The sequence below is a fragment of the Paenibacillus sp. HJGM_3 genome (assembly GCF_045062745.1).
GTDB lineage: Bacteria > Bacillota > Bacilli > Paenibacillales > NBRC-103111 > Paenibacillus_AA.
Genome location: NZ_JBJGED010000018.1, coordinates 82,615 through 109,144, shown reverse-complemented (window position 1 = coordinate 109,144; position 26,530 = coordinate 82,615). Strand labels below are relative to the sequence as shown.

The 26,530-nt window shown below is 56.6% G+C and carries 22 protein-coding genes; 7 read left to right on the top strand and 15 right to left on the bottom strand.

Features of this window, described 5'->3' with window-relative positions:
• Positions 1-72 precede the first annotated feature (72 nt).
• Positions 73-1,164 (bottom strand): 3-phosphoserine/phosphohydroxythreonine transaminase, encoded by a 1,092-nt coding sequence (serC, locus tag ACI5FR_RS19850; RefSeq protein ID WP_405457462.1) that lies wholly within the window; start codon positions 1,162-1,164, stop codon positions 73-75.
• 181 nt (positions 1,165-1,345) lie between these two features.
• On the opposite strand from serC, the gene thpR reads away from it, so the two are divergent.
• Positions 1,346-1,990: an RNA 2',3'-cyclic phosphodiesterase gene (gene thpR, locus ACI5FR_RS19845; RefSeq protein WP_405457461.1), complete on the top strand. Its 645-nt coding sequence runs from the start codon at positions 1,346-1,348 to the stop codon at positions 1,988-1,990.
• 64 nt (positions 1,991-2,054) lie between these two features.
• On the opposite strand, the gene ACI5FR_RS19840 is transcribed toward thpR, so the two are convergent.
• From ACI5FR_RS19840 to ACI5FR_RS19830, 3 genes are read right to left on the bottom strand one after another with little or no spacing between them, the layout of a single operon-like run.
• On the bottom strand, positions 2,055-3,461 hold the full coding sequence (locus ACI5FR_RS19840; RefSeq protein ID WP_405457459.1) for a sensor histidine kinase: 1,407 nt from the start codon (positions 3,459-3,461) through the stop codon (positions 2,055-2,057).
• Positions 3,458-4,219 (bottom strand): response regulator transcription factor, encoded by a 762-nt coding sequence (locus ACI5FR_RS19835; protein ID WP_405457456.1) that lies wholly within the window; start codon positions 4,217-4,219, stop codon positions 3,458-3,460. The genes ACI5FR_RS19840 and ACI5FR_RS19835 overlap by 4 nt, the downstream gene beginning before the upstream one ends.
• Positions 4,216-5,514, bottom strand: a complete 1,299-nt coding sequence (locus tag ACI5FR_RS19830; RefSeq protein WP_405457454.1) for a hypothetical protein — start codon at positions 5,512-5,514, stop codon at positions 4,216-4,218. Before ACI5FR_RS19830 ends, ACI5FR_RS19835 begins: the two co-directional genes overlap by 4 nt.
• A gap of 307 nt (positions 5,515-5,821) precedes the next feature.
• On the opposite strand from ACI5FR_RS19830, the gene ACI5FR_RS19825 reads away from it, so the two are divergent.
• Together ACI5FR_RS19825 and ACI5FR_RS19820 are read left to right on the top strand one after the other, a co-directional pair.
• Positions 5,822-6,883, top strand: a complete 1,062-nt coding sequence (locus ACI5FR_RS19825) for a hypothetical protein (RefSeq protein ID WP_405457452.1) — start codon at positions 5,822-5,824, stop codon at positions 6,881-6,883.
• Positions 6,884-6,889: 6 nt separating this feature from the next.
• On the top strand, positions 6,890-8,314 hold the full coding sequence (locus tag ACI5FR_RS19820; protein WP_405457450.1) for an MBOAT family O-acyltransferase: 1,425 nt from the start codon (positions 6,890-6,892) through the stop codon (positions 8,312-8,314).
• Positions 8,315-8,446: 132 nt separating this feature from the next.
• On the opposite strand, the gene ACI5FR_RS19815 is transcribed toward ACI5FR_RS19820, so the two are convergent.
• Positions 8,447-8,590: a hypothetical protein gene (locus ACI5FR_RS19815; RefSeq protein ID WP_405457447.1), complete on the bottom strand. Its 144-nt coding sequence runs from the start codon at positions 8,588-8,590 to the stop codon at positions 8,447-8,449.
• Positions 8,591-8,809: 219 nt separating this feature from the next.
• Here ACI5FR_RS19815 and ACI5FR_RS19810 point away from each other — a divergent pair, with 219 nt between their 5' ends.
• Positions 8,810-9,112, top strand: coding sequence for a hypothetical protein (locus ACI5FR_RS19810; RefSeq protein ID WP_405457445.1), 303 nt, complete (start codon positions 8,810-8,812; stop codon positions 9,110-9,112).
• 220 nt (positions 9,113-9,332) lie between these two features.
• On the top strand, positions 9,333-10,103 hold the full coding sequence (locus ACI5FR_RS19805; RefSeq protein ID WP_405457443.1) for an IclR family transcriptional regulator: 771 nt from the start codon (positions 9,333-9,335) through the stop codon (positions 10,101-10,103).
• Positions 10,104-10,668: 565 nt separating this feature from the next.
• On the opposite strand, the gene ACI5FR_RS19800 is transcribed toward ACI5FR_RS19805, so the two are convergent.
• From ACI5FR_RS19800 to ACI5FR_RS19765, 8 genes are read right to left on the bottom strand one after another with little or no spacing between them, the layout of a single operon-like run.
• Positions 10,669-11,652, bottom strand: coding sequence for a carbohydrate ABC transporter permease (locus ACI5FR_RS19800; protein ID WP_405457440.1), 984 nt, complete (start codon positions 11,650-11,652; stop codon positions 10,669-10,671).
• Complete coding sequence (locus ACI5FR_RS19795; RefSeq protein WP_405457438.1) at positions 11,649-12,545, bottom strand: carbohydrate ABC transporter permease; 897 nt, start codon at positions 12,543-12,545, stop codon at positions 11,649-11,651. Before ACI5FR_RS19795 ends, ACI5FR_RS19800 begins: the two co-directional genes overlap by 4 nt.
• Positions 12,542-14,764: a DUF5696 domain-containing protein gene (locus tag ACI5FR_RS19790; RefSeq protein ID WP_405457436.1), complete on the bottom strand. Its 2,223-nt coding sequence runs from the start codon at positions 14,762-14,764 to the stop codon at positions 12,542-12,544. The genes ACI5FR_RS19795 and ACI5FR_RS19790 overlap by 4 nt, the downstream gene beginning before the upstream one ends.
• A complete protein-coding gene (locus ACI5FR_RS19785; protein ID WP_405457434.1) occupies positions 14,757-16,814 on the bottom strand; it encodes a YIP1 family protein in 2,058 nt (685 codons plus the stop codon). The genes ACI5FR_RS19790 and ACI5FR_RS19785 overlap by 8 nt, the downstream gene beginning before the upstream one ends.
• Positions 16,815-16,838: 24 nt before the next feature.
• Entirely contained in the window at positions 16,839-17,696 is an 858-nt protein-coding gene (locus ACI5FR_RS19780; RefSeq protein WP_405457432.1) for a carbohydrate ABC transporter permease, read from the bottom strand.
• Complete coding sequence (locus ACI5FR_RS19775) at positions 17,697-18,686, bottom strand: carbohydrate ABC transporter permease (RefSeq protein ID WP_405457430.1); 990 nt, start codon at positions 18,684-18,686, stop codon at positions 17,697-17,699. It abuts the gene before it with no gap.
• A gap of 3 nt (positions 18,687-18,689) precedes the next feature.
• Positions 18,690-21,692: an extracellular solute-binding protein gene (locus tag ACI5FR_RS19770; protein WP_405457428.1), complete on the bottom strand. Its 3,003-nt coding sequence runs from the start codon at positions 21,690-21,692 to the stop codon at positions 18,690-18,692.
• Entirely contained in the window at positions 21,689-22,822 is a 1,134-nt protein-coding gene (locus ACI5FR_RS19765) for an ABC transporter ATP-binding protein (protein ID WP_405457427.1), read from the bottom strand. Before ACI5FR_RS19765 ends, ACI5FR_RS19770 begins: the two co-directional genes overlap by 4 nt.
• Positions 22,823-23,108: 286 nt before the next feature.
• Between ACI5FR_RS19765 and ACI5FR_RS19760 the strand changes: the two genes are divergently transcribed.
• Together ACI5FR_RS19760 and ACI5FR_RS19755 are read left to right on the top strand one after the other, a co-directional pair.
• Positions 23,109-24,476, top strand: a complete 1,368-nt coding sequence (locus ACI5FR_RS19760; protein WP_405457425.1) for an extracellular solute-binding protein — start codon at positions 23,109-23,111, stop codon at positions 24,474-24,476.
• 128 nt (positions 24,477-24,604) lie between these two features.
• Positions 24,605-24,985 (top strand): RidA family protein, encoded by a 381-nt coding sequence (locus ACI5FR_RS19755; protein ID WP_405457422.1) that lies wholly within the window; start codon positions 24,605-24,607, stop codon positions 24,983-24,985.
• Positions 24,986-25,213: 228 nt separating this feature from the next.
• Here ACI5FR_RS19755 and ACI5FR_RS19750 read toward each other — a convergent pair whose 3' ends face one another.
• Together ACI5FR_RS19750 and ACI5FR_RS19745 are read right to left on the bottom strand one after the other, a co-directional pair.
• Positions 25,214-25,783, bottom strand: a complete 570-nt coding sequence (locus ACI5FR_RS19750; protein ID WP_405457421.1) for a dihydrofolate reductase family protein — start codon at positions 25,781-25,783, stop codon at positions 25,214-25,216.
• 142 nt (positions 25,784-25,925) lie between these two features.
• Complete coding sequence (locus ACI5FR_RS19745; protein WP_405457419.1) at positions 25,926-26,438, bottom strand: SRPBCC family protein; 513 nt, start codon at positions 26,436-26,438, stop codon at positions 25,926-25,928.
• Between the last annotated feature and the right edge of the window lie 92 nt (positions 26,439-26,530).

Here is a 26,530-nt window from a genome sequence, read left to right as displayed (position 1 = left end):
GTCGAACTGGGTTTTCTTATACAAAAAAAGTGCCGTCCCTTGCATGAAGCAGGGGACGGCACTTCAATCGATTTACCCGTTCTGCGCCTGGAATTGCTTCATGAAGTCGGCGAGCGCTTGGCAGCTCTCGAGCGGCACGGCGTTGTACGTCGAGGCGCGCAAATGGCCTACGTCCCGGTGGCCCTTCAGGCCGACGAAGCCGGCTTGTTCCGAGGCTTTCAGGAAGCGGGCTTCGAGCTCATCGCTGCCCAAGGCGAACGTGATGTTCATCCGCGACCGGCTGCCCGGATCGACCAGGCCGGTATAGAAGCCGCCGCTTTGGTCGATGACGTCGTAGATGAGCTGGGTCTTGTCCCGGTTGAACTGCTCCATCCAGGCCAGGCCGCCCTTCGCCTTGATCCACTTCAGCACGAGATTCACCATGTAGACGGAGTAGACCGGCGGCGTGTTATAAAGCGACTTCGTCTTGGCATGCGTGTCGTAGCGCAGCATGGAGGCGACGTGCTTCGGACTGCCCGCCAGCAGCTCCTCTCTCACGATGACGACGGTCACACCCGAAGGGCCGAGGTTCTTCTGGGCTCCGGCGTAGATCATGGCGAATTGCGACACATCGACCGGCCGGGATAAAATATCGCTGGACAGGTCACCGATGAGCGGCACCGAGCCGGTGTCCAAGTAGTGCGGGAACTGCGAGCCGGCGATCGTCTCGTTCGACGTCAAGTGTACATAGGCCGTATCCGGACGAATCGTTAGCTCCGCCTGCCCCGGCATCCGCTTGAAGCCGCTCGCTTCTCCGCTCGCCGCCGCATAAGCGTCGCCGAAGAGCTTGGCTTCCTTGAAGGCCTTGTCCGACCAAGTGCCGGTCAACACATAGCCGGCCGACTTGCCCGGCCCGAGCAGGTTCATCGGGATCATCGCGAATTGCGTGCTCGCTCCGCCCTGCAGGAACAGCACTTCGTACCCGGCGGGGACTCCGAGCAGTTCCTTCATGAGCGCCTGCGTCTCGTCGTTCACTTGCTCATATTCCTTGCTGCGATGCGAAATCTCCATAATGGACATGCCGATGCCCCGGAAATCGACGAATTGCTCCTGCGCCTGCTGCAGCACTTCGAGCGGCAGCGCAGCCGGACCGGCATTGAAATTGTACGCGCGGTTGTGGCTCATGCTAATAGACTCCTTCTTCCCTCTTGTGGTTTATCGCTATGATAGCAGTATTCGTCCCCCCGTACAATACGAAACGAACCATTTGTCCGAAAATTGTCTTAAAATCCGGGCAAGCTAGGGTTGATCCAGATGTTCGGACCATCCCCATAATAGGGTTCCCGAAAGGAGAATAGGTTTCATCATGATCTCTTCGACTGATTCTTCCACCCTTGCACCTTGGCGTCTGTTCGTGGCCGTGCCGCTGCCGCCCGAAGTCAAGGCGCTCGTGACGAGCGCGCTCCCCACGCTGCAGGCGGGGCTGCCGTTCCAGAAGTGGGTGCACCCGGAGGACGTGCACATCACGCTCGTCTTCCTCGGCGACACGGCGCCGGCCGCCGTGCCCGCCCTCGAGGCGGCGCTCACCCGGCTCGCCTCGCGAGCCGTGCCCTTCCCGCTCCGCCTCGAGGGCACGGGCACGTTCGGCGCGCCTCAGGCGCCGCGCGTGCTCTGGGCCGGGCTCGGCGGCAGCCTGCCCGCGCTGCATCGGCTCCAGGCCGATGCAGCGCGGGAGGCCGCCGAGCTCGGCTACGCGCCCGAAGGGCGCGCGTATGCGCCGCACGTGACGCTGGCCCGCCGCTACGCCGCAGGCGGCGGGGGCCGCGGCTCGGCGCGGCGGCACGCCCTGCAGCCCGAGAAGGCGGGGACGCCGGTCCCCGCCTTCTCGGGCGATGCTCTGTGGCCCGCGGCCGCGTGGACCGCGGACCGGGTCGTGCTGTACCGCACCCGCATGGGGCGGTCGCCGATGTACGAACCGCTGCGCGAGTTCGTGTTCTCTTCCGGCGGCTGAGCCGCCGCCTCGCAGTTGCCGCGCAAGCCGCCTACAGATGCCGGCAGCCGGGAACCGATGCCGCTTACACCGACAGCGGGAGCGCGACCGAGACGGTCGTGCCTTGGCCCGGCTCGGTCTCGAACTCGAGCCGGCCCCCGTGCAGCGACACGATCTCGCGGCAGATCGAGAGGCCGAGCCCGGTCCCTTCCGCCTGGGGGTTGACTTGGTAGAACTTCATCTCGATGTGCGGCAGATGCTGCGGCTCGATCCCGATGCCGTTGTCCTTCACCCGCACGACGGCTTCGGTCTCCCACCGCTCGACCTCAAGCTCGATCGTGCCGTCCGGGTGCGAGAATTTGACCGCATTGTCCAGCAGATTGAGGAACACTTGCTTGAGCCGATTCGAATCGCCCGTCACATACACGGGCTCCTGCTCCTGGTCTTCCGGCAGCAGCAGCGTCAACCGCTTCTTGTCGGCCTTAGCCCGCAGCTGCAGGACGACTTCCGAGAGCAGCGACGTGAGCGACACTTTGCGCAGATCGAGGAGGATCCGCTTCTCGGCGAGTCGGGCGAAATCGAGCAGCTCCTCGACGAGCCCGATCAGCCGGTCGGTCTCCTTCGAAATGATGCGCAAGCCCTGGCGCGTCTCCTCCTCGTCCTGCAGGCTGCCGGTCTGGATCGTCTCGCTCCAGCCCTTGATGCTGCTGAGCGGCGTGCGGATCTCGTGCGAGATCGACGAGATGAAGTCGTTCTTCAGCCCCTCACTCCGCACGATCTCCGCAGCCATGAAGTTCAGCGTCTTCGCCAGCTCGCCGATTTCGTTGCGGACCGTCTCCTCCACCCGCACATCGAACCGCCCCTGCGCCATCTCGGCGGAGGCGGCGGTAATGCGCTTGATCGGCTTGACGATCGAGTTGGCTAGCGTCAGGCTGACGAGCAGCACGACGATAAGCACGCCGAGAGCAATCGCGGCGGAGAATAAGAGCAGCCGCAGCAGCGTACGGTCCACTTCTTCGAGCGACGTGATGTAGCGGAGCACCCCGAGCGTCTGGCCGTTCGAGACGATCGGCGTCGATACCGCCATCACTTTCTCCCCCGTGACCGGCGTTTTACCCACCCATGTCCCGGTATGCCCCTTGATCGCGGAGCGGACGTCTTCAGTCGCCCGTTTGCGATCGGACGCGAATCCGCTCGACGTGATGAGCACGGTTTCATCCCGATCGATAATTTCCAGCTCCGCCGCTTCGAACGCCAAATTTTGCACCAGTTCATTTAAATTTTGCTTGAAGGTCGACACATACAACGGATTGGAGTATTTCGTATAAAACGACAGCGACACGGATGCCTGATTGCGAAGCACCGATTCGATGCTGCTGTAATAATACTGATGGACCGTCACGGCTAAGACCGATTCGATCAGGAGCAGCGTCAGCAGCACGACGATGATGAATCGGGCGACGATTTGGCGTTTCAGGCCGCCGCCGCTCATTCCGTGCTCTCCTTCCACATGTACCCGAAGCCCCAGATCGCCTCGACGTAGACCGGATGGGACGGATCCTCCTCGATTTTTTGCCGCACCCGGCGGATGTTGACGTCCACAATCTTCGGATCGCCTACATAGTTCACGCCCCAGATTGAATCCAGCAGCTCGTCCCGGCTCACCGGGACATTCCGGCGCTCCATCAGGAACCGGATCAGGGCGAACTCCGTCGGCGTCAGCTCAATGCGCTGCTCGAGCTTGAACAGCTGATTCGACTTCGGGTGCAGCTCGAATGGGCCCGAGACGAACGTATCCGCGGACGAGGCATCCATCTTCACCAGCCGCACGCGCCGCAGCAGCGACTGCACTCGCGCCATCAGCTCCGCCGGACTGAACGGCTTGCCCATATGGTCGTCCGCTCCGAGCGACAGGCCCATGACCTTGTCCTGCTCCTGGACCTTGGCGGTCAGGAACAAAATGCCGATCTTCTCATTGAACTCCCGCACTTGGCGGCAAACCTCGAACCCGTCGATCCCGGGCACCATGACGTCGAGGAGCGCGATATCGATCGAGAGATCGGAGCGCAGAATCCGCAGCGCGTCGTCGCCATTGTCCGTCTCCACGACCTGGAACCCGCTTCGCTTCAGATTGACGACCACGAAGCTGCGGATCGATTCCTCGTCCTCCAGAATGAGCACTTTCGCCGTACATTCCGTCTCTTTGCTCAATCCCGATGCTGACCCCGACAATGTCACTCCGTTGTTCATGGCAGCCTGTCCTCCTTTTGCTGGGTCGTCTCCGTGATGAGATGGAAGGCAGAGAGTCCGACCGGGGCCGCCTCCGCGTTCACTTCGAATACCGTACTGCCGGTGCGGGTCAGCTCTATCCAACCGCCGGCCGATTCCGTCCATTGGTCCACCGGCACCGCCCGGATCTCGGCTAACAGCTGCCCTCCGCTTAAGCCGACGAACCGGACGGACTGAGGCGTTTTCTCGACCGTATACCGATTCACCCAATCCTTCGGAATGTCTACATAATAGCCCTGCTCGTTGTTGTAATATCGTTCCAGGACGAATGTGAGCCCATTCTTCCCATCCCATTTGTAATACGGATACAGCCAAGCCTTATACGCCATCGCGGCTTCTTCCCAGCCCGGCGCCTCCTTCATAAGCGGGATATCCAGAATCCCGTCGCCGTCTACATCGGTGCTCAGGGCCGAATACGCACGGAACGTCGGATTGCTCCTATCCGAGAAGACCGCTCTCAGCCGTCCGTTCTCCCACACGATCAGCTGGGTCGTCGACGAATGGGCGCCCACCCCGGCATCGAGCAAAATGCCCCTTTGGCCTGGCGCCACAGCTCCCGATACGACGTTGTAATAGCCGTTTACGCTCGGATCGAGGTCGACCATGCCCAGTTTTCCCATCGACTGCTCGTATTGGTACAGCACTGCGTTCGCTTTGTCCTTCTCCTTCTCCCTCGTCCGGTTGATGATCGTCACGTCCTTCTTGCCGTCCCCGTTCATGTCGTCGACGATGAACTCCTGATAGGGCGATTCGAACTGCTTCGTCAAATGGCCGTCCGCCTCCAGGCTGTATACGGTCAAGCCGCGCTGGTCCGACTTGTTCGCGGCAGAATAGCCGATCATAACCGACTGCCGGCCGTTCTTCATGAGGTCGGCGAACTTGAGCGTATCGAGCTCGTAGCCTTCCCCCGGAATCGTGGCGAGCCGTTGCCAGGCTCCCTGCCGGCTCGTCCAGATTTCGCCGATGATTTGATCCTTGTCGCCCTTGTTCTTATAGAACAGCACCGCTTCCTGGCGTGAGTCCCCATCCAGATCGAGCATCGCCACCGTGTTGCGCTGGTCCGCCCGCCGCGGGCGGATGATAGCAGCGCCGGCCGGAAGCGACAGCTGCACTTGCTCCATCAGCTTCTCCTCCTCCGCCATGAGCTTGGGCAGGCGCATATAGGTCTGGGGCTGCTGCATGAGCGAGCAGCCTGTCCCCAGTCCCAGCAGCACCCCCGCGAACAGCAGCAGCGCCAGCCTCCTTCGACCTCTCATGCGAATCCACCTCCCGCCGTTCCGATTCCGATCCTTCTTCTATCTATACATCAAACTATGCCCTTGTAAGCAAACTAGAGTCAAGCTCCTGCCGGTGCAACGATTCACTCCCCCGGATTGTCCATGACACAGACTAGTTCTATAGTAGCTTGCCCGATTGAAAAATCGGTGACAAACTAGTAACAATGTTCGACAACCGGTGTTATATACAATAGGGAATGCAGAAACATTTTGGCAAAAAGTGACGTTCGAGCTCGTTTCTATTATAATGACTAGAGACTATACTTAGGATAGGTGCCGCCGACTCATGAAATCCTTGAAATACGTAATCGTGTTCCTTCTCATTATTCAGTTCTTCCTGCCCTCCCAACTGTCACTCGCGGACGTATACCATAACCGGATCGATTATGAACGGGTGAAAAGCAATCTTCACGATCTGGACGCGGTCATGCAGCAAATCCAGAAGGAAATCAAGCGCAAGAAGCTCCAAGACTATATTATCATTCTGGGCGACTCCGTGCTGTTCGGCAGCCCCGGGAATTCGGACCAGAGCGTGAACGTCTTCATGCAGGAGCAGCCTGGCGCCCCGGCGATCTTCAATCTGTCGATGCCGGCGATGCAGCTCGGCGACTATTATGTGATGATGCTGAAGCTGAAGAAATTCGGCATCTCCACGGACAACTTGATCCTCAATATCCGATACGCCATGTTCATCGAGCGCGATCCGTTCCCGTCTCCCGTGTTCTGGCTGGCGGACGAGCTGCGCGGCCTGGACCGCGAAGCGTACGACCGCGTCCTTACGCCATTGAAGAATGCCGGCTTCAAGCCGCCGTCCACGCCGTTCCAGTGGTATAAGTATTTCCTGCACCACGTCGTACTGCCGAAGGTGGGGCTGTTCCGCTACAAGGACAATATCAAGCTGGACTATTACCATGATTATCTGAAGCTCACCGGGAAGCCTATTCCGGGCGATGCACTAGGCGATTCCCGCCCTTGGTTCGAGAAGGACTTCGCCGACTTCATGCACGACCCGCAGCTGCTCCAGAGCTTCTCGGACAAGCCGTTCGACTTGACGGAGAACAGCCCGGACATCTACTTCCTGAACAAGATGACCGCATTCCAGGAGGGCAAGAAGACGCTGGTACTGCTGACAGGCACGAACCACGAGATGATGAAGGAGCATGTGAACAAGCCCGGCTATATCGCGAACATGCAGGCGCTGAACGCCTATATGGCGAAGCAGCCGTTCCAGTATGCGGATTTGGAAGGGCGCATCCCGGATTCGTTATTCACCGACCATACGCACTTAACGCCGGAAGGCTACCACCGGATGGCGGATCTGATCTGGCAAGAATGGAATAGGAGATAGAAAGCGATGCTGTTTCATACACCGGAATTCGCCGGATTGCTCGTCGTTACGCTAATTCTGTATTACGCGTTCCCGAACATCCGCATTTATGTGCTCACGATCGCCAACATGCTGTTCTATGGGGTGGCCGGCCTCGGCAATCTGGCGATCTTCCTGGCCATTACGATTTTTTGCTACATCTGCTCCCGCAACATGCGCGGCCCCTACAGCCGGTTGTTCATCTGGCTCGGTGTGTGCGTCAGCTTGGCGAACCTGATCTTTTTCAAATATATCGTCTTCTTCCTGCATACGGTCGAACGGCTCGTGAATATCCAGCTCGTGGCCCAAGACTCGTTCCTGACGACGATCGTGCTGCCGATCGGGATCTCGTTCTATACGTTCCAGGTGATCGCCTATATGGTGGACGTGTATCAGCGCAAAGCCGAACCGGCCACAACGCTGCTCAACTTCTGGGTGTTCATCTCGTTCTTCGCCCACCTCGTTGCCGGACCGATTATGCGTTCGAACGAGTTCATGCCGCAGATCGAAGCGATCCGGTCCATCAAATTCGACGTGCGCAAGTTCAAGATGGGGGTCGCGTGGCTCGCGATCGGCTTGATGAAAAAAATATGGATGGCCGACTACTTGGCCCCCTATGTCAACGATTACTTCGCCCGCGGCGCTTCCCTGACCGGGGCGGAGGCGTGGATGGCGTCCTATATGTTCGCCTTCCAGATCTTCTTCGACTTCGCCGCGTACAGCGAGATGGCGGTCGGGCTCGGCTATATGTTCGGGATGACGCTGGCCGTCAATTTCCGCACTCCGTACTTGAGCACGAACCCGACGGAGTTTTGGCGCCGCTGGCACATTACGCTGTCCTCCTGGATCATGCAGTACATCTACATCCCGCTTGGCGGCTCCCGGAAGGGCCGTGTGCGCCAATATGTGAACCTGTTCATCGCCATGGCGATCTCGGGCATTTGGCACGGCGCCGCGTGGACGTACGTCGTCTGGGGGATGTTCCACGGCACGCTGCTCATTCTGCACAAGCTGTATATGGCGGTGAAGGAGAAGCTCGGGCTGAAGGGGCTCGATAACAGCAAGATTTATTACGTGCTGTCGGTTCTGATCTTCTTCCACATCACCTGCATCGGGTGGGTACTTTTCCGGGTGAACGGGATGCACAACGCGACAGACATGATTCGCAAAATGCTGTCGCCGGAAGTGTTCCAGTTCCAAGGCTTGCTGTTCCCTTACGCCTATATCGTAGCGTTCCTGTTCCTGCTGCATATCGGCGAATATTTCTTGTTCAAAAATGCAGCCAAGCTGGCCGAAGGGTGGCAGAAGCGGTTCCCGGCCCCGGTCCGGGCGGTGCTGTACACGGCGATTATCGCCTTCCTGATCATTTACTTGAAGGGCGAGCAGAGCACCTTTATTTACTTCCAGTTCTAAGTTACCCCACAAAGTGAAGAAAGCCTCCGAAGCGTAGTCCTAGTACTTTGCGGGGGCCCCGGATTGACAACAAGCAAAACGTCCCCGCTCCGCACGCTGCGGATGCCGGGGACGTTTCACTTTGGGCCGCTTTTAAATCTGACTCTCGATCATCTGGCAATATTGTTTGATCTTCAAAATTTCGTTATGAATCGCTTCGTCGGTCGTCATGTTCTGCAGCTTGCTGCAGCTCTCCATTATTTTCTCCGCTTGCTTCTTCACTTGCGCGCCAGCCATTCTAGCTCACCTCCCCTGGATGCTTTCACCTTGTAGTATGCAATGCAGAGTTACGGAGTATGTATAGAAGGAGGGGAACGGGCACGCAACCCATGTTCATGATTCGTCCATCATTCCGCCCGAGATTGGACATAATTGCTCCGTTCGCCGCCTCAGTTCCCGCGTTATACTAAGGATAGGAAGCGCGCACGACCTAATTCCGGAATGGAGGATTACGCTATGCTTAATGAGACGATTCGGAATGAAGCAACCCTGGAGCCGGTATCCCTGACGGACGCCTTCGATCCTTTCTATAACGACTGCCGCCATACGGAGAGCCTGCCCTCGTGGCTGCAGCTGCAGCAAGACATTCGCACGCAGCTGAACCGGCTGCTCGCGCACGCGCAAACGCTCGCCGAGTCGGACCTGCAGCAGCTGAACCGCAGCATCGACGCCTACAACGCCTGTGTGCCGAACATGCACATGCGGAAACCGCAGCTGACCCTAACCGATTTGGATGATGCGCTGGAGAGCTGGCAATAAGCTCCCGATGATCGTTTGCAAATGGATGAAACCTTCAACTTATTTGTGAAAAGCTGAATAGGCTCAAGCCGGGAGGTAACGGCTTGAGCTTTTTGCTTCATTTATGGCAGTATTGGCTTAATTTTACTGACAAACAAATCGCATATCGACAATATGATCCAAATGCGGTAGAATCATAGTGTTTCATATTTGTGAAATCGTTTCTGTGAGGGTGAATGGAATGGATCAACAAGCACCAAAAGTGAAGTCGGCGGACCGCGTATTGGATATATTCGAGCTATTCACAGGAGAGAAAGATTCCTATAGCCTTACGGATATTTCGAAACAGCTCAATATGCCTCCGAGCAGCACCTACTTAATCCTGCAAAATATGCTGAACCGGGGCTATCTCGAAACGGATCGGTCCGGCAAACAATTCCGCATCGGCTATAAATTGTTCACGATTCGTTCCGGCTATATGCGGAGCTCGAGCTTGACTGGGGAGTTCAACCAGATCGCCGAGAAAATCATCCAGGATTTGAACGAGACGGTGAGCCTGTCGATTCGGGCGGATAACCAGCTTCTCTATATCGGCGAGAAGGTGAGCACCCACCCCCTTCGCTTCAATCCGAGTCTCGGGAATACGCTGCCGCTGCACGCTACCGCCTCCGGCAAAATTCTGTTGGCGGATATGACGATGGAAGATCTCCGCGATCTGTACCCGACCGATCAGCTGGAGAAAGTGACGAACAAGACGATCTCCTCGTTCAGCGACCTGGTGAAGGAGCTGGAGAAGGTCCGGAAGCAAGGGTTCGGCTACAACATGGGTGAAACCGTTGACGGCGTACATTGCGTAGCCGGGGCGGTCCGGGACGCGGACAACAAAGCGGCGGCCTCGATCAGCATCTCGATTCCGGTCGTGCGCATCACCGGCGAGGTGTGGGGCAATGTCCACGATTGGATCCGGAAGGCGTGCGAAGAGCTGAGTTACAAGGTGTTTCGACAGCAGTGATCAACCCCACAAAGTGAAGTGGACCTTCGGAGCTTATTCCCAGTACTTTACGGGGACCCCGGGATTTAAAACAAAAAGGACCTGGCTCCCGTCGTTCCGACGAGGAAGCAAGGTCCTTTTTTTGAAATACTAGTAAAGTAAAAATATCGGGTTTCTTTGGCGAAGTGGTATCGTACGATATTGCCGAACCCGGCAAGCTCTGAGCTAAGAACTGGAGCGAAGAAGGGATAATAGCGAATGAACGGGAACGTCGTTCCACTATTTGGGCTGATCGGCATGGATTCGTAAAGAAAGGAGAACCTCATTCCGCTATTCCTTTCCGAAGAACGACTCTAGACCAGTTTGCCGCCAAATAAGGGAACCTCGTTCCCACAATGGGTTCATTTCTCTGGATTACGGGAGAATAGAGGAATTACGTTGCCCTTCACTATAAGAGGGTTTACCCTACGATTTCAACAGCGGTCGGAGCCCTTCCCCATGCCCGCCTCACGCGCCAACTGAACGCCAACGCAAGGACCTCTGGAGTGAATCTGCTCCAGAAGTTTTTCTTACATACGGCAGAAGCTTACTCCACCAGTCCCGTCCGCTCGATCCCTTCCGTAAACCATCGCTGCGCGATAAGATAGACGATGAGCGGCGGCAGGATGATCAAGAAGGCGGCGGCCATTTTGGGCCCTTCCGAGATCGGGTCTTTGCCGACGGCTACGCTTAGGCTCATCGACTTGTTGCCAAGCAGCTGCACCGACAGCTCGTTCAGCCGCAGGGAGAGCGGGGTGAAGCCTTTGCTGAGGAACATGGAGGGCTCCATGTGCATGTTCCAATACCAGACGAACGAGAACAGGAAGACGACGAGACAGGCCGAGCCCGCAAGCGGCAGCATAATCCGGAAGAACAGCCGGAAGACGGAGGCCCCGTCGATTTTGGCCGCTTCCTCCAACGCTTTGGGCTGCGCCAGGAAAAATTGCCGGAAAATAATGATGAATAACGCCCCCCGCATGCCTTGGGCGAGCAAGGCCGGCACGAGGAAGACGAGCGGCGTGTTTAGCCAGCCGAGCTTGCTGTAGATCATATACAGCGGAATCATCGTGATCTCGGGCGGAACGAGGAACGTGATCAGGACCAGCACGAAGACGAGCGTCTTCCCGGGAATGCGCAGCCGCGCCAATGCGTACCCGGTCAACGCGCACGAGAACACTTGGAACAGCGACCCGAAAAACGCGATGATAAACGTGTTGGTGAACGCCTCCGGATAGCGGAGTCCTTTCCACGCGTCGAGATAATTTTGAATGTGCAAGCTTCTCGGGATAAGTCCGACGACCGGATCGATCAAATCCTCCAGACTTTTGACGCTCGTCGAGATCATATAGAGAATCGGCTTCACGTACAAGAACGCGATGACGGACAAGAGAACAATCATGATCGTCTTCGCGATCAATCCGTCGTTCAAGTTCGGGCCGAGCAGGAATTTGCCCACGCGCTGCGCACGGCGGCTCTCGACCGTTCGCTGCAGCTCCAGCTTCGCTTGCCGGTATGTCTCGGTAAGTTTCACCGCAGTCCCCCCTTTCCTTTCGTCGCGCGGTAAGTGAGCCACAAGGTGATGCCCAGCAGGATCAGGATGAGCAGGAAGTACAGCCACGCCTGTGCGCTCGCATACCCGTACCCCGTGGTGGGAGAAAACATGTTATTCTTGATGATCTGCAGCACCGGATTGAACGGGAAGGTGAACAAATCGACGATCGTGAACACCGCGTTCAGCCCGATGAAGGGCAGCATGCCGGGAAACGTAACTTTCCAGAAGCTCTCCCAAGGAGTGGCGCCGTCTACGCGTATCGCCTCATAGATTGACTTCGGGATCGTCTGGAACCCGGCTATGAAGATCAGAATCTGCACGCCGGAGTACCAGAGGATGATGACGGCCCGGCTCAATACCGTCATGAGCGTATTCGCCGTACGTTCGCTGAAATACTGCTGGAGGATCGGAGCCAGGTCGTACTGATCCATGAACGGCACCTCGCCCGCCCCCTGGGCGAACAACTCCATCAGCACTTGCCCCGTGGCGAAGATGACCGGTAGGAAGAAGACGGCTCGCATCAAGCCCCGGCCCGGAAACTTCTGATTCAACACGAGCGAGACGAAAAACGAAAAGATAAGAATAAGCGGAATGATGATCAGCATTTCCTGAAAAAGCGAATACAGCACAATCGGGTAGGCGTTGTCCGTAATCAGCATCCGTTTGTAATTGTCCAACCCCACCCACTGGTATTTAAAGCTCCCGCTCGAGATCAGCACTTTGTTGAAGCTGTTGTACAGGGACCACCCCACCGGAAAAGCAACAAAACAGGAGAAGCCGACGATCCAGGGCAGCAAAAATAAATAGCCGACCCCGTACTCCCTCAGGAGAAGCTTGATGTATGCTTTGCGCCGCTCGAGCTTGCCGATCATCGGACTCCTCCTTTCGCAACGTCGAATTGCTTGGTGTTGTAGTTCACGGTCACGGCGGTTCCGTCCGCATAGGTCGTTCGGTAGACGCCTTCCGACACCCGCTCATGATCGCGGATCGGCTGGTTGTAGACCGAAGCCAATCGATCGAACTTCTTGTACTCGTCCACAATCCGGTCTTTCCACACGGCGTATTCTCCGCTATAGATCCAATCGTAATCCGACTCTTTCAGAACGCGGCTCTCCGCATAAGTGAGCCGGAAGAATGGAATCGCTCCGTATTCGATCGCTTTCAGAAGCTGCTCGTCATAGACGTCCCTCAGGTTGCCGGCTGTCGACGTATATTCGACCGTGCCGTGGACGACGATCGGATAGAACGGCACCGTCTCGTCGATCATGATATCGTAGCTCGATGAGAACGGCAGCTCCTCGATCATCCCGGCATGACCGAGCGAATAGTCTTCCCCGCGCACGACTCCGACTTCGCCCAGCTGGGTACGGGTATAATCCAGCAGCTGTTCATAGTAGTACGCGGTGTCCTGCCTCGTCAGCGGGGAGCGGGGGTTGTAGTCGCTGTACAGCAGGCTGCCCGGCCCGTCGACGTAATGAATGCCGTCCACCCCGAGTCCCTTCAGCCGCTCGATGACTTCCTTCATCCCGCGCACGATCTTCACCGGCTCTACGATGAACCGGCCGGACTGGGCTTGCAGGACGGACGTATCCATGCTGCGAATGCCGTCGGATTTCAGGTAGAAGGACGTAGACTCCGGATTTTTCCACGCCGCATAATCCTCGAACCACACTTGAATGCCCTTCCCGTGCATCGATTGGATGAACCGCTTCGCCCCTTCGGTACCTCCGAGCGCCGGAGCGATCGGGAATCGTTCATCGGACTGGGCGAGCCCGCTCTTCTGCCACCCTTGATAAGTCACCCGGATATTCGCTGCGCCATTGCTTAGAAGATCGTCAACGATCGATTCCGCTTGCGCGAACGTGGTCGTCGCCTCGTACTGCTTCCCGCCGAACTTCGGCTTGGTCGCTCCGCCGACGATAGACAGCTGCAGAGGGATCCGGTCCTTGGCCGGCAGCGGCGGCGCGAGGCGCTTGCTCTCCTCAAGGTAGGTGCGATACGCATGCGCCATCCCGACATAATCGGCGTCTTCGCCGGATAAGAGCCGGTATTCCACGCGGCGGTCTTCATGAATGCGATCCTTCTGGATCGTGCTCACGACCTCCTTCGTAATGCCGCTTACTTTACGACCGTATTCCTGCCTGTAGCTGAAATTGGCGCTTACCGTATTGTAGCTCGAGATGTTGCCCGGCAGGACGGCTTTGACCGACGCGGAGTACTGGCCTTCCTTCACGATGGCGAGGAACGCCTCGTTCCCCCGCTTCAACCCGTACACCGGATACGTAATTTGTTCCCGCGGCGTTTTGCGCTCGGTCATCTTGATGTTGGCCGGATCCTCCCCGTAGATGGGAAAATCATAGACCGTCCCGATTGCCGGTCTCTTGCGATCGTAGTATACGAGACCGCCCGGTCCGTCGGGCACGAACAAGTAGCCGGGCTCCTCCGTCCGCGACACCGCGCCGAAGAAGGGCAGCACATTCAACGCAAAGATACGGACGTTCCCCGTCTCCGAGAGCCCTTCGCTCGGTACGAGCACTTCCACCCCGCGATCGGTTAACACGTATTGAATCACGATCGCGACTTGCAGATCCGGGTGCGTGTAAGTGGCTTGAATCCCGGTATTCCCCATAGCGGTATAGCGGATGGCGATCTTGGGATCCTGCACGTTCGTCACCGACCGCTTCGTCTCCGTACCCGACGTATACTCCAGGATGTAGGGGGAGTGCAGGTTCTCCAGCAGTGTTCCCTTCACCGTCTCCTGCGCGAGCTTCTCGTTAGGCGGATTGCTTCGCCACAAGTAGCCGCTCCGTTTGTCCTTGACGGCGATCTGGCTCGTCTTGGGATCGAGCAGCAGGGCGAAGCGCGCGTTTTCCGCTGCGGCCGCGAACCCTTCGGCATCGACGGACCCCGCCTTCCATTCGGCCCCCTGTACGACAGGCAGCCCTCCGGAAGGGGGTGCTTCGATCTGCATCGATGTAAGTGTTGGCAGCGTATTCCGGTTCGCCACCCATAGTGCCGCTAAGACGAGGAGAAGCACCACTCCGGCCAATGCTTGCAGCCGCCGCTTCGTAAGCCGTAACCGGCTAGCCATTGAAGGTCACCTCCCGGTACATCTGATCCAGGAAGTCGTACAGGTTGATGCCGAGTCCGGTCATGATCAGGACGAATACCCATATGACTCCGATCGTGAACAACGTGATGCCCGCATTTTTGATCGCCTCGACGAAATCAAAGTTATGAATGACCTGCGTCATGACGAAGAACAGAACGATGATCCAAATCCACAGAATGCGATGAATCAAATCAATCAGGATCCATTCTTCCAGGACGACCACATTCGACAGCAGGACGGCAGGGACCTTCAGCACGATGTACGGAACGATGGCGAACGTGCTCGCTTGGAACACTTCGCGGAACCGCCCCTCTCCACCTTTCACCGCGCTGACCAGGTAATTGGCAAGCACCCATGTGGCCCAAGGCACGATCAATACGGTTAACGACCACTTGAGATTATAAGTGCCAAGATCGAACGGATAGGCGATGAACCCGGAGCCGAAAATGGACCAGATGTGAACGCCCACGGCGAGTGCGAGCAGCAGCAAGAGAACGAACCACGAAACTTTGCAGTCTTTGAGCCGGTAAAAGCCTTGGTAAGGATGGATCATCACATAGAGCGAGTCCCGAAGCTCACCCGCGTAGCGAACCGCTAAGCCGGGCCATGTCCGCCGGGCCACAAACGCCTTCCCCCGTTTCCCCGCGAATACGAGGACCCAGACCGCGACGGCGGCGATCAGAACGACGAGGATGAAGTGGCTCTGAATCCACTCGTATCGGATGTTCCAGAACGCGTCCGAGTAGCCCTGGGCATCGTACGATTGTTGGAAATAACCGAGTGCCGTCTCGTATTGCTTCTCATGAAGGGCAATTTTCCCCAAGCCGTTGTACGAAATGTTCAGCATCCCGTTCTGGCGCACGACTTCTTCCCAATACGTCTTGCTCTGTTCGTAATCGCCCTCGAAGTAATAATGGGCGGCCGTCAGGAACGTATCGCCGAAGCTCGTGCGGGCGAACACATGAATGAGATTGGACCGGCTATCCGCGACCCACAGCTCGTTCTTCCCGTTCACGGCAATGCTGCTCGCGAAGCTCGTCACGCCGAGCTGACGGGCATTCTTGTCGCCTTCGCTGAAGTAAAACATGACGTTGCCGGTCGGGTCATAGATGGAGATCTCATTAAACTGGCGATTCATGCCGTACAAGAAACCGTTGCGGTCGACCGCCGTATCGACGAGCTGCTGCTCGCGGAACGGTTTGTTCTTGAAGGCGTCGGTTGCGCCGGCGTTTAATTTTTTGATCTGCCCGTCGTTCCCCTTCCCCATGCTGGTCGTGAACAGGAACCCTTCGTCCGACAGCGTTACGTTCTCGATCGAGTTCGGGCGCTTCGCCACTTCTTTAGCCAGTTGCACCTTGTTCAGCATTGCACGTTTCACCCGGTCCAGCCAGTCCAGCTTCGCCTTGTTCGCCCCGAAAAATCCCGTAAAGCTCCCCTCGGGATTCATCCGCACGAGACCTTGGTACGTATCCTTCACGACCACATACATGAACCCCCGGTTATCGACCGCGAGCTTCGTCGGCAGGAAGAAGTAGTCCTTGCCGAGCAGAGCCGACTCCGGCTTCGTGAAGACTCGCTCCACCTTGCCGTTCGCAGCGTATTTCACAATGGACTCGCTTGCGGTATCCGCCACGTAGATCGTGCCGTCCTTGGCGACGAACACCCCTTCCGGTCGGTTCAGCTTGCCCGGTCCCTCTTCTTCGCCGATGCTGCGAATATAGCGGCCCTCCGGGTCCAATTCGACGACGCGATTGTTGCCCGTATCCGCCACGTAGACGTGGTCGTTGTCCGCGATGAACAAGTCGCTCGGCGCGGAGAGCGGCACCTTCATGCCGTTGCCGTCGACGATGCGGTCCGGGACATAGATGGGCTGAATCCGATTGATCTTGTACGTGAGCGGATCGACGTAATACGTATTGTAAGGCAGCTTGGCCGAAGCGGCCGTCGGCGCTATCAGGCCGAACAAGATTAGCACCGTGAACAGCTTGACATTGAATTTCCATAACCCCGATGCGAACCGGCCGATCATAGGCGGACCCCCTCTCTCTCCATCTTACTTCACTCCCGAATGCAGCATCGTCTCGATCATCTTCCGCTGGAAGAGCAAGAATAAGATGAGGTTCGGCAAAAACATCAGCAGACCGACGGCTGCCGCCATACCGGCGGCCGCCACGCCGGGAACGCCCGACGTCAAGCTCGTCACGTAGAAGGCCAGCGTCTTCATCGTTTCCTTGGTCGTGTAAAGCGTTGAAGTCTCCACGTCCAGATAGACCGCCTGAAACGTAATGATCGTCACGGTAGCGACCGCCGGAGCGGTGAGCGGAATGATGATGCGTGTAAAAATGTACATGTCCCCCGCCCCGTCCAGCTTGGCCGCCTCCGTCAGCGAGTCGGGAATTTGATCGATAAACTGTTTCATCAGGAATACCGCCACCGGCGAAGCGATGAAGGGCAGCACATGGGCGAAATAGGTGTCTTTCAAGCCCAAGAAGCTTACCACTAGATACCGTGGGATCGCTACGGTTTCCGGCGCGAACATCAGCGCTAGCATGATCATGGCCATGATCAGCGTCTTGAAATGAAACCGGTGCTTCGACAGCACATATCCCGCCATCGTGCTGACCAGGATGACCGATACCGTCGAAACGGCGGTCACAATGACGCTGTTGAACAAATACCGCGTGAACGGCACGAGTCCTGCGGAAGTATGAAGCAGCAGCTGCTCGAAGTTGCGAAGCGTCGGCTGCCGGACGATAATCGTCGGCGGGAACAGGAACAGCTCGCTCAGCGGCTTGAAGGCGTTATTGATCAGAAACACGATCGGGATGAGCATAAATAGGCCTAAGACGGTTAGAAAGGCGATCAGGAACATCCGGGAGACGGTCAGCTGCTTGCGAAGCGCACGAATCACTTATTGTTCCCCCTTCGAACCGAACAGCTTGTAGCTCGTCTTCATCAGCGCGTAGCTCATGATGAGCAGAACGACCGAGAGTGCGGACGCATAGCCCCATTCATAGCGCAGATAGGCGTAATCGTCGATGTGGTTCGTGATGAGATGGCCGGCATAATTCGGCGTGATCGTGAGTCCCGTGAGCTGGGTCGAGATCGCCCCGGCCTTGAGCGTGCCGACGATCGCCATAACCGCGCTGAACAGCATCTGCGGTTTCATGGACGGAATCGTGATGTAGTACACTTCCTGCAGGCTGTTCTTGATCCCGTCCAGACGGCCGGCTTCGTACAACTCCGTGTTCACCGTCTGCAGGCCTCCGAGCATCGCCAGGAATCCGACCCCCATGCTGGTCCATAGCGTAACGAGAATCATAATGTTCATTAGGTACTTGGGGTCTTGCAGCCACAGATGAGGCGCATCGATGATTCCCAGACGGATCAACACGTTGTTCAAATACCCGACCCGATCGCCGCTGAATGTAGCCGCCCACACGACGGACAAAGCGACGCCTCCCACCATGGACGGCGCGTAGAGAGCAAGCGTGAAGTAGTCGCGGATGCTTCTCGGCAATTGGTGGATGAGCCAGGCGAACACAAACGACAATGCATATCCGCCGGGTCCGACGATGATGGCGAACTTGAGCGTATTGGGCAGCGTATATTTCATGAACACGATATCCTGCGTGAGCATGTAGATGAAGTTGCTCACGCCGATGAACCGCGGAAATGCAATTCCGTTGAAGGAAGTGACGCTGAGCAAGGCCGCCATGAAGACGGGAATGATGATGAAGCAGGCGAAGCACAGCAGGAACGGCGCGAGAAACAAGTAGGACAGCCGGTCCCGCCAGCATTCTCGCAGGAATTGACGAATCCGCCGCAGGATGGCAGGCGTTGCCGGCTTGGCGGCTGCCGGCGGGGTCGTAGCGACCTTGGTCAAGTGTGCGGGTTCCATGGGTTACTCCCTTCTGTAAGGGTTCGTATAAGGCGCCAGATGCAAATTATCGTCCGGGGTCAAGCCGAACTCCTCTTGCTTGCGCATCATCTCGCGCCGGAGCGACATTTCCGATTGCTCCAGCGCTTCTCTACCCGGCTGGCCGTCCAAGACCGTGTTGATCCAGGCAAAGTCCATTTCCCGAGTAAGGAAATAGTAGCCGGGCACGTACGGGACATTTTTAGCCCACCGGTCTTGCTCGTTCAGCGCCTTGAGATCATCCTCCGACCAGGGCAGCTTTTGCATCGCGGCCGTATTGGCCGTGTACCACCGGTATTCCGTTCCGGCGAACGATTCGATGTCATTGCCGAACCGGCTCTGAATGGCGTCGGACGTCCACCACTCCAGGAACTTCCACGCCTCTTCTTTGCGCTCGCTCTTCTTCAGCATGAAGGCCGACGTCGTCTCTTGCGGCGCCCAGCGCGCGACTGTCCCGTCCGGACGGCGGATGCCGGGCAGCGGGAGCATGCGCCAGCGGCCGTCCAGCTCGGGCGCCGCGGCCGACAACTGAATGTTCAGCATGAAGTCGCTGATCCCGATCGGCATATCCCCCAAGCGAAAATGATTGATAAACGCCGGGACGTCTTGAGGCAGGCTGTATTTGCTGAACAGCTCGGTATACTGCTTGAACGCGGCGAGCCCTTCGGCGGTCGTGAGCTGCGGCTGCAAGCCGTTCGGCGTGAAAAACTCCGCCTCGTGCTGGTAATACGGCAGCGCGTAGTGAAAGCTGTAGGCGGTAGACGTCGTCAAATTCGAGTGGATCGTTTTGTCCATCGTCTTCGGATATTTGAACGTCATCCCATTCTCCTGCAGCGACGGCAGCAGCTTCATCACGTCTTCCCAAGTATCCGGCGGCTTCAATCCCAGCCGGTCGAAAATATCGGTCCGATAAAACAGCATGTTGTACGTTTGCGTCTCGGGCAGGCCGTATACTTTTTGGTCGTATTCATAGGAGCGCATCAGGCCCGGATTGAATCGCTTCATTACCTCGGCGAAGCCCGGGAACCGGGTGAGATCCTCAGCCGCTCCGCGCATGGCGAAGTCGACCGGCGTCTCCATCCCGACCCCGAGGGCGAGATCCGGCTGGTCGCCGGAGGCATTCCCCATGAGGAGCACATTCTGATTGCCCTGCGCCGGGATCAGGTTGACATTCACTTTAATCCCGGTCTTCGGCGTGAATTCTTGCTCGATCAGCGTTTGCAGCAAATCGACGTAATCGCGGCCGCGCTGCACCCAGATCGTGAGAGCTTTCTTGTCGTTCAGCTCATTGGTGCTGTAGTTCTGGAAAAACGTGCGGACGAAGTTGGCCGTCGTATACTTCACCTTGTCCCATGTGTTCGGGACCTTGAAGCCGGGATCGGTGTCAGGCGTTCGCACGACGATATAATCGAGCTGCACCGCCTGGCTCTCGATCGACTTGATCCAAGTGCCCAGCACCGTGGCGATATCTCCGAACTCGCCGATCCGATTGGGAAGCTCGTTCACATCCTGCCGGAGCTCTCCGATCTGGTTGATGATCGTACTGAGCGCGGTCGTCGGATCGGTCACAGCCTGATTCAGCCCCTGCAAGTAGTCGCGTACGACGGTCATGTCATCGATGACGGACTGCAGCTTGTTTTCCATCTCCGGATAAATCTTCTTGATATCCCATGTGCGGGCCGTATCGATGTTCTGATCGCTTCCGTAGCCGTAATTGCCGGACAGGGCGCGAATCTCTTGTTCGATCGACTGGATGCGCCGGCCCATCTCGTTAAGCGCCAGCACCGCGGGACGGATCAATGAATTGTCGACCACCAGCTTGAGCCGATGCTTGCCTTCGGTTAAGTAAAATAAGTACGGTTTCCCATCCGGACCGGCAATCGGTTTAATCTGGAGCGCGGTATTCGGAGCCAGGCGGTAATGCAGCATTTCCTGAAACGGAACCTGGCCGTCGATCAACACGGTGCGGTAAGCATTCGCCTTCCCGTTGTAGCCTTGAAAATATTTCAGATCGATCGCATAGTACCCCGAGGCGGGGACCGCAATCTCCCATTCGATCGACTGCCCCGGTTTGTCCCAGGACGTCCCGCCGACCGCGTTGTAGACGAGTCTGCCGTGCGCATCGGGGGATACGAACGGCTCGGCTACACTGAGCGTGCGGGTGCTGACTGCGGATTTGTTCGTATAACGCTCGGCTTCGATCTGCCCAAACCAGTCGCGCGGGCCACCGTCCGTCGAATGCCGGCCCGTATAATCGGCGTATGTAGGAATCGGGTCGGGCGACACGAGAGCGAGCGAGGCGAGCGCCAGCGGCTCCTTGACGCCGACGAGGCGAATCGTGTGCACGCCCTTCGTAAGCGGCCAGCGGAGCGGCTCCGAGGACACCGCATAATTGGCTGCCCGAATCATACTCCAGACTCGGATCTCTTGCTGGACCGGACGGATTTCGTTCCCGATCGAATTGCGGTCGTACGGATACTTGGCGTCCTTCCATTGCCGGTCGAACGCGATGCGCTCCGCCTCGGCAAACGGATAGGAGCCGTCGATCTGAACTCCACGGACAATTTCGGAGAAGCTGCCTTCGAGCGGCATATAATCCAGGGCCAGATTATATACGCCATCCTGGGGCACCTCCACCTTCCATTCGAGCCAGCCCTTCGCATTGTTCCATTCTACGACTTCCGCGTTGCGGGCCGGGTCCTGGCGGCGCACGATGCCGGCTTCGGCGGATGCCGCGCTGTATTGGACCGCGGGCACCTTGATCTCCACCTTAGCTCCTCCCGTACTCGGCCGGGATGCCTCCGTGCGCAGCCATTGCACGTAGGATGGAGATTGGCCAGCCGCCGCATCCTCGGACAGCGGAATGTCCTTCTCGGCGAGCACCGGCATAGCCGCCCCGTCCCCCGAGGCGGCCCGCCAGGTGATCCAGCCTATCATACATAAGAAGAAGATGCCGATGGCAATCCTGCTGTACCCTCTCCGGCTCATGACGTCGCATCCCCCTGGACCGCGAGCGATAGGCCGCTCTCCCGGTCGAAGAAATGCGCCTTGTCCATCCGAATCGCGAGCTCGATACGGTCGCCGGGCTGAATCGGTGTATGCGCTTCCGTACGGCACACCAAGACATCGTCCCCCGATCGGGCGTACAGGAACGTATTCGACCCCATCGGCTCCCGGGTGTCGACGGCGGCGGAGATGCGCCAGTCCGCATATTGCTCGAGCGCCCACGGTTCGCAGCTCACGTATTCCGAGCGAATGCCTAGTGTTACCTGCCGCAAATTCGTCTTGGCCGAGCGGAGCGCACGGTTGAAGTGGTCCGGGATACGCAGAAGCCAACGTTTATTTTCGAAAAAGAATTGGCCCTCCTGCAGCACGATCGAGCCTTCGATGAAGTTCATCTGCGGAGTGCCGATAAACCCGGCCACGAACATGTTGTTCGGATGATCGTATAATTGCTGGGGCGGGGCTACCTGCTGGATACGCCCGTCCTTCATCACTACGATCCGCGTCCCCATCGTCATCGCTTCCGTCTGGTCGTGGGTGACGTACACCATCGTCGTCTTCAGCTCGCTGTGCAGCTTGCTGATCTCCACGCGGGTCTGCGTCCGCAGCTTGGCGTCCAGATTGGACAGCGGCTCATCCATGAGGAACACTTGCGGCTCCCGGACGAGCGCACGGCCCAAGGCGACGCGCTGCTTCTGACCGCCGGACAGCTGGCCGGGCCGTTTGTTCAGGAAATGAGAGATTTCCAGCATCTTGGCCGCCCGGTTAACCCTCAGCTCGATTTCGTGCTTGGCGACTTTGTGCAGCTGCAGCCCCAGCGCCATATTCTCGTACACCGTCAAATTCGGATACAGCGCGTAATTCTGGAACACCATGGCGATATCGCGGTTTTTGGGAGACACATAATTGATGAATCTGCCGTCTATGTATATATCGCCCTTCGAAACTTCCTCGAGGCCGGCCAACATGCGCAGCGTCGTCGACTTGCCGCAGCCGGACGGGCCGACCATGACCAGGAACTCGCCGTCGTCTATATCCAGATGGAAATCATGGACCGATGGGTTCGCTTCCCCTTTGTAATACTTGTAGACATGCTTGAATGCCACGCTCCCCATGAGTAATACCCCCGCGGATAAATTCATAAAATGATTTCAAGTACATGAATCAATGATACCAAAGAAACAAAATAAGGTAAATACGTAAGATCATCTTCTTCTATTTAACGAATTTCAACAATACCTTTTAACAGACATGCAGTTTTATCTTATACATGAAAAATATTTCTTGACATGAAAAAGTGCCGTGATAAAATCGAGACAGAAAGATCGAATTGGATACGCTTACTTCAGGGGTTGCGGAGAATGGCTTTTCATTAAGAACGATGATCTGGAGGGGAAATGAATGAAGTTCCGTAAGAAGAGTCCAAGAAAGTTCGCGATTGTCAGTACCATGATCATGCTCCTGGCGTTCCTGCCGATCCTCGCCGCTTGTTCGGGAGGAGATTCGGGGAGCACGCCCAGCCCGACGGCCGCTCCGAGTACGGCAGCCTCGGCAAGCCCGGCCGCCACGGCCAAGAAAGACCCGGTTACGCTGAAGGTGCTGACTTGGAACGCCGGCCCTTTCCAGAAGCTGTTCGACAAGTTCCATGAGAAGTATCCTTGGATTACGATCGACGCCAGCACGAAGATCAACGGCGGCATCATCAAGAACGTCATCGCAGGCGACCAGGCCGACCTCGTGTTCCTCGACAACGGGCTGTCCGAATGGATGTCCGGCGATCTGTTGGAGGATTTGACCCCTTATATTAAGAAGGATCAAAGAATTCAAAGCGCCAAAAAGGTCGACAACCTGCTGGAGTCGTTCGCTACCGGCGGCAAGCAATGGACGGTGCCTTTCTCGGACATTCCGATGTGGATTCTCGTCAATAAGGATATGTTGAAGAAATACGGCATGACGATGCCCAAGAACGACTGGACGTACAACGACTTCCTCGAAATGTCCAAAAAAGCGACCAATACGGCCGCGGGCGATTGGGGAATGGTCGGGATGGGCCATGAGTTCACGAGCATCATGACGATGGCCAATGGCAGTGCGGAGAACTATCGGTACATGAACAAGGATTCGTCCCAAAGCGTCGCGAATACGCCGGCCATTCAGGAAGATTTCAAATGGGTACAGGACTTGACGAACAAATGGCACGTTCAACCGACCGCGCAGGAGCAAAAAGATCTAGGTATTCCGGCCGTAGCGGAAGAAGCGTTCATCAAAGGCAACGTGCTGTTCATGCTGGGTGCGGACTGGATGCTCGAGACGGTGCAGAAGGCGAAGTTCGAGTGGGACGTCCTGCCGATGCCGAAGGGCAAAAAGCAGCAGGCGACGATTCACCAAGCCGGCCCGATCGCCATTCCGAAGGCGTCCAAACATAAAGAAGAAGCGTTCCTGTACATCAGCTTCCTGTTCGATGTCGAAGCGCAAAAGACGATGATCGAAACCGGCTCCAGCGCGTTCGTCAAAGATCCGGTCCTGGAAAATTACTTCGGCCAAGTGCCGCTGTGGAAAGGCAAAAACGTCGACGCGCTGAAGCTGTCCGCGAACATGTGCTGCTTCTCGAGCGATCCGCGATTGGTCAACCTGGGCGAGCTCGTCGGCAAAGTCAACGGGCCGATCGACAAGCTGATCCGGGATGGCGGCAACATCAGCACGTTATTCCCGGCGGTCGAGGCCTACAATACGAAAGCGTTGGAAACCCGCAAAGCGTTAGGCTGGTAGCGTGTTCCCGCGTGGAAGCTGGAAGCTGGAGGCTGCTGAGAGTGGCTCAGCGGCCTCCTGTCTTTGTTTAAGCAGTATGAACGGACCTTCCTACGAAATATACGGCGAGAGGAACATGAGGATTGAATATGAAAATACAAAAATACGGATTGGATGAAGTTCCCTTTTCCTCCGCAACGCCATCGGATTCCCTGCTGTTCGTATCCGGCCAAGGCGGGACCGATCCGCATACCGGAGAAGTGGCGGCTGCCGACTTGGAGGGTCAGACGATTCTGACCGTGCAAAATATTCAAAATATATTGTCCGAGTGGGACTTGACGCTGGCGGACGTCGTGAAGGCCAATATCTACTTGTCCAACCGCAACGATTATGAAGCGTTCAATCAAATTTATTCGCGGCTGTTCCCTCGTCCTTATCCGGCCCGCACGCTTGTGTACTGCGATTTGAACTTTGACCTGCTGGTGGAAATCGATGTCGTGGCGAAGCTGAAGAGCAAACCGGAGATGTAGGGATATTGTGGGAATGCGGCTAGGGTAGCCTTCGCAAAGAGTTAGATTGTTTTTCGCGTTAATTCCGTTCGTCCGGGGCTTTGCGACTGGAGTTGGACGGTTTTTCGCGTTAAGTCGGTCATTCCCGGCTTTTGCGCCGAAAGCACAAAAAGAAGGCCGCCAATAGGTAGCCTTCCAATCGCTATTCGTTGAACTAACATCTCCCGTCCCTCGGAACACCTTGTACGGCTATTTCTCCAACTCATAGCGGGCTGCGATAATGCCCGACTTGAGCGTTCGGCTGGACAGCAGCTTGAGCCTGATTTTCTCGCCGCCGCCGTCGAATACCGATTTTCCGCCGCCCAGGACGACCGGACAAATTGTAAGCAGGAATTCGTCGATCAGGCCGAGCTTAAGCAGCGTCTTCGCCGCTCCCGGGCTGCCGAAGATAACGAGATTTTTGCCGGGCTGCTCCTTGAGTACCTTGATTTCCTCTGCGATATTGTCCTTGATCAGCATCGTATTGTTCCATTCCACCTTGTCCATCGTTCTGGAAATGACGATCTTCTTAACATCCTGCAGCCATTTGGCATGCTCCATACCGTGCCTCGACGCATTCGGATTGTCCAGCACCGTGGGCCAGTAGCTCTCCATCAGGCGATACGTCATGCGTCCGTAAACGGGAGCTCCGACTTCGGCTACGACCTCCTCGGCGTATTTCTCTAATTCCTCGTTGTATGGAATCCAATCGAGTCCTCCGTTCGAATCCGACGCATATCCGTCCAGCGACACATGCATGAACAATACGAGTTTTCTCATGTCCGTTTCTCCTTCGATTTCGAATTTATTATGTTCGATTTTTTTGGCCGTTGGCCCGCGTTTCACCCTGCTGTTACGTTCATAATAAATCATTACGTCACGTAAGGTTCAAGTCGAAATCTGAATTTGGCCGATTAACTTTCTAATTCAGGGAGACAAGATAGTCGGCAAGTTTATCAAAAGTCCCCTCTAGATCTTTTTGAAGCATTGGAGCCATACTGTTGTAGGTTTCTTTTTCCTCAGCGGAAGCGTTCACAGGGCCGCCTTTCAGTTTTAAAACCGTTTTACCTTCGACATCTTCTAGCGTTATGATATTCATAATTTCAAGAGGCCAGCTCGCGCTAAAAGGCGCTCGGACCGTATTGCCTTGCTCATCGGAAAAGGATCGGATATAGGCCACTTTCTCAGGTTCGACAACCTCTTGGTATGCAAATTTTCCCCACATAACCTGTTTTCCGTCAGGAGACGTCTGAAAACCTAAAAACTCGCCACCTGATCGAGCGTCCATTTTAACGACTTCGAGGGTGATCCCCTTTGGTCCCCACCATTTCGCGAAATGCCCGTGCTCTGTCCATGCTTTAAATACGAGTTCGCGAGGGGCATCGAATACGCGCGTAAATGCAAATTCGAACGATTGATTCAGATTGTTATCCATGAAAATCCTCCTTGTCATAGTGTCCATTTTTCTTTCAACGAGCAAGAGCTGGTCGCCAACGCGCCTGCTCCATTATTGCTCCAGGCTTTGTC

Excerpts from the sequence above, each read along its gene's own strand:
- serC (WP_405457462.1), bottom strand. The coding sequence starts at position 1,164 with ATGAGCCACAACCGCGCGTACAATTTCAATGCCGGTCCGGCTGCGCTG.
- thpR (WP_405457461.1), top strand. The coding sequence starts at position 1,346 with ATGATCTCTTCGACTGATTCTTCCACCCTTGCACCTTGGCGTCTGTTC.
- ACI5FR_RS19840 (WP_405457459.1), bottom strand. The coding sequence starts at position 3,461 with ATGAGCGGCGGCGGCCTGAAACGCCAAATCGTCGCCCGATTCATCATC.
- ACI5FR_RS19835 (WP_405457456.1), bottom strand. The coding sequence starts at position 4,219 with ATGAACAACGGAGTGACATTGTCGGGGTCAGCATCGGGATTGAGCAAA.
- ACI5FR_RS19830 (WP_405457454.1), bottom strand. The coding sequence starts at position 5,514 with ATGAGAGGTCGAAGGAGGCTGGCGCTGCTGCTGTTCGCGGGGGTGCTG.
- ACI5FR_RS19825 (WP_405457452.1), top strand. The coding sequence starts at position 5,822 with ATGAAATCCTTGAAATACGTAATCGTGTTCCTTCTCATTATTCAGTTC.
- ACI5FR_RS19820 (WP_405457450.1), top strand. The coding sequence starts at position 6,890 with ATGCTGTTTCATACACCGGAATTCGCCGGATTGCTCGTCGTTACGCTA.
- ACI5FR_RS19815 (WP_405457447.1), bottom strand. The coding sequence starts at position 8,590 with ATGGCTGGCGCGCAAGTGAAGAAGCAAGCGGAGAAAATAATGGAGAGC.
- ACI5FR_RS19810 (WP_405457445.1), top strand. The coding sequence starts at position 8,810 with ATGCTTAATGAGACGATTCGGAATGAAGCAACCCTGGAGCCGGTATCC.
- ACI5FR_RS19805 (WP_405457443.1), top strand. The coding sequence starts at position 9,333 with ATGGATCAACAAGCACCAAAAGTGAAGTCGGCGGACCGCGTATTGGAT.
- ACI5FR_RS19795 (WP_405457438.1), bottom strand. The coding sequence starts at position 12,545 with ATGATCGGCAAGCTCGAGCGGCGCAAAGCATACATCAAGCTTCTCCTG.
- ACI5FR_RS19790 (WP_405457436.1), bottom strand. The coding sequence starts at position 14,764 with ATGGCTAGCCGGTTACGGCTTACGAAGCGGCGGCTGCAAGCATTGGCC.
- ACI5FR_RS19785 (WP_405457434.1), bottom strand. The coding sequence starts at position 16,814 with ATGATCGGCCGGTTCGCATCGGGGTTATGGAAATTCAATGTCAAGCTG.
- ACI5FR_RS19775 (WP_405457430.1), bottom strand. The coding sequence starts at position 18,686 with ATGGAACCCGCACACTTGACCAAGGTCGCTACGACCCCGCCGGCAGCC.
- ACI5FR_RS19770 (WP_405457428.1), bottom strand. The coding sequence starts at position 21,692 with ATGAGCCGGAGAGGGTACAGCAGGATTGCCATCGGCATCTTCTTCTTA.
- ACI5FR_RS19765 (WP_405457427.1), bottom strand. The coding sequence starts at position 22,822 with ATGGGGAGCGTGGCATTCAAGCATGTCTACAAGTATTACAAAGGGGAA.
- ACI5FR_RS19760 (WP_405457425.1), top strand. The coding sequence starts at position 23,109 with ATGAAGTTCCGTAAGAAGAGTCCAAGAAAGTTCGCGATTGTCAGTACC.
- ACI5FR_RS19755 (WP_405457422.1), top strand. The coding sequence starts at position 24,605 with ATGAAAATACAAAAATACGGATTGGATGAAGTTCCCTTTTCCTCCGCA.
- ACI5FR_RS19750 (WP_405457421.1), bottom strand. The coding sequence starts at position 25,783 with ATGAGAAAACTCGTATTGTTCATGCATGTGTCGCTGGACGGATATGCG.
- ACI5FR_RS19745 (WP_405457419.1), bottom strand. The coding sequence starts at position 26,438 with ATGGATAACAATCTGAATCAATCGTTCGAATTTGCATTTACGCGCGTA.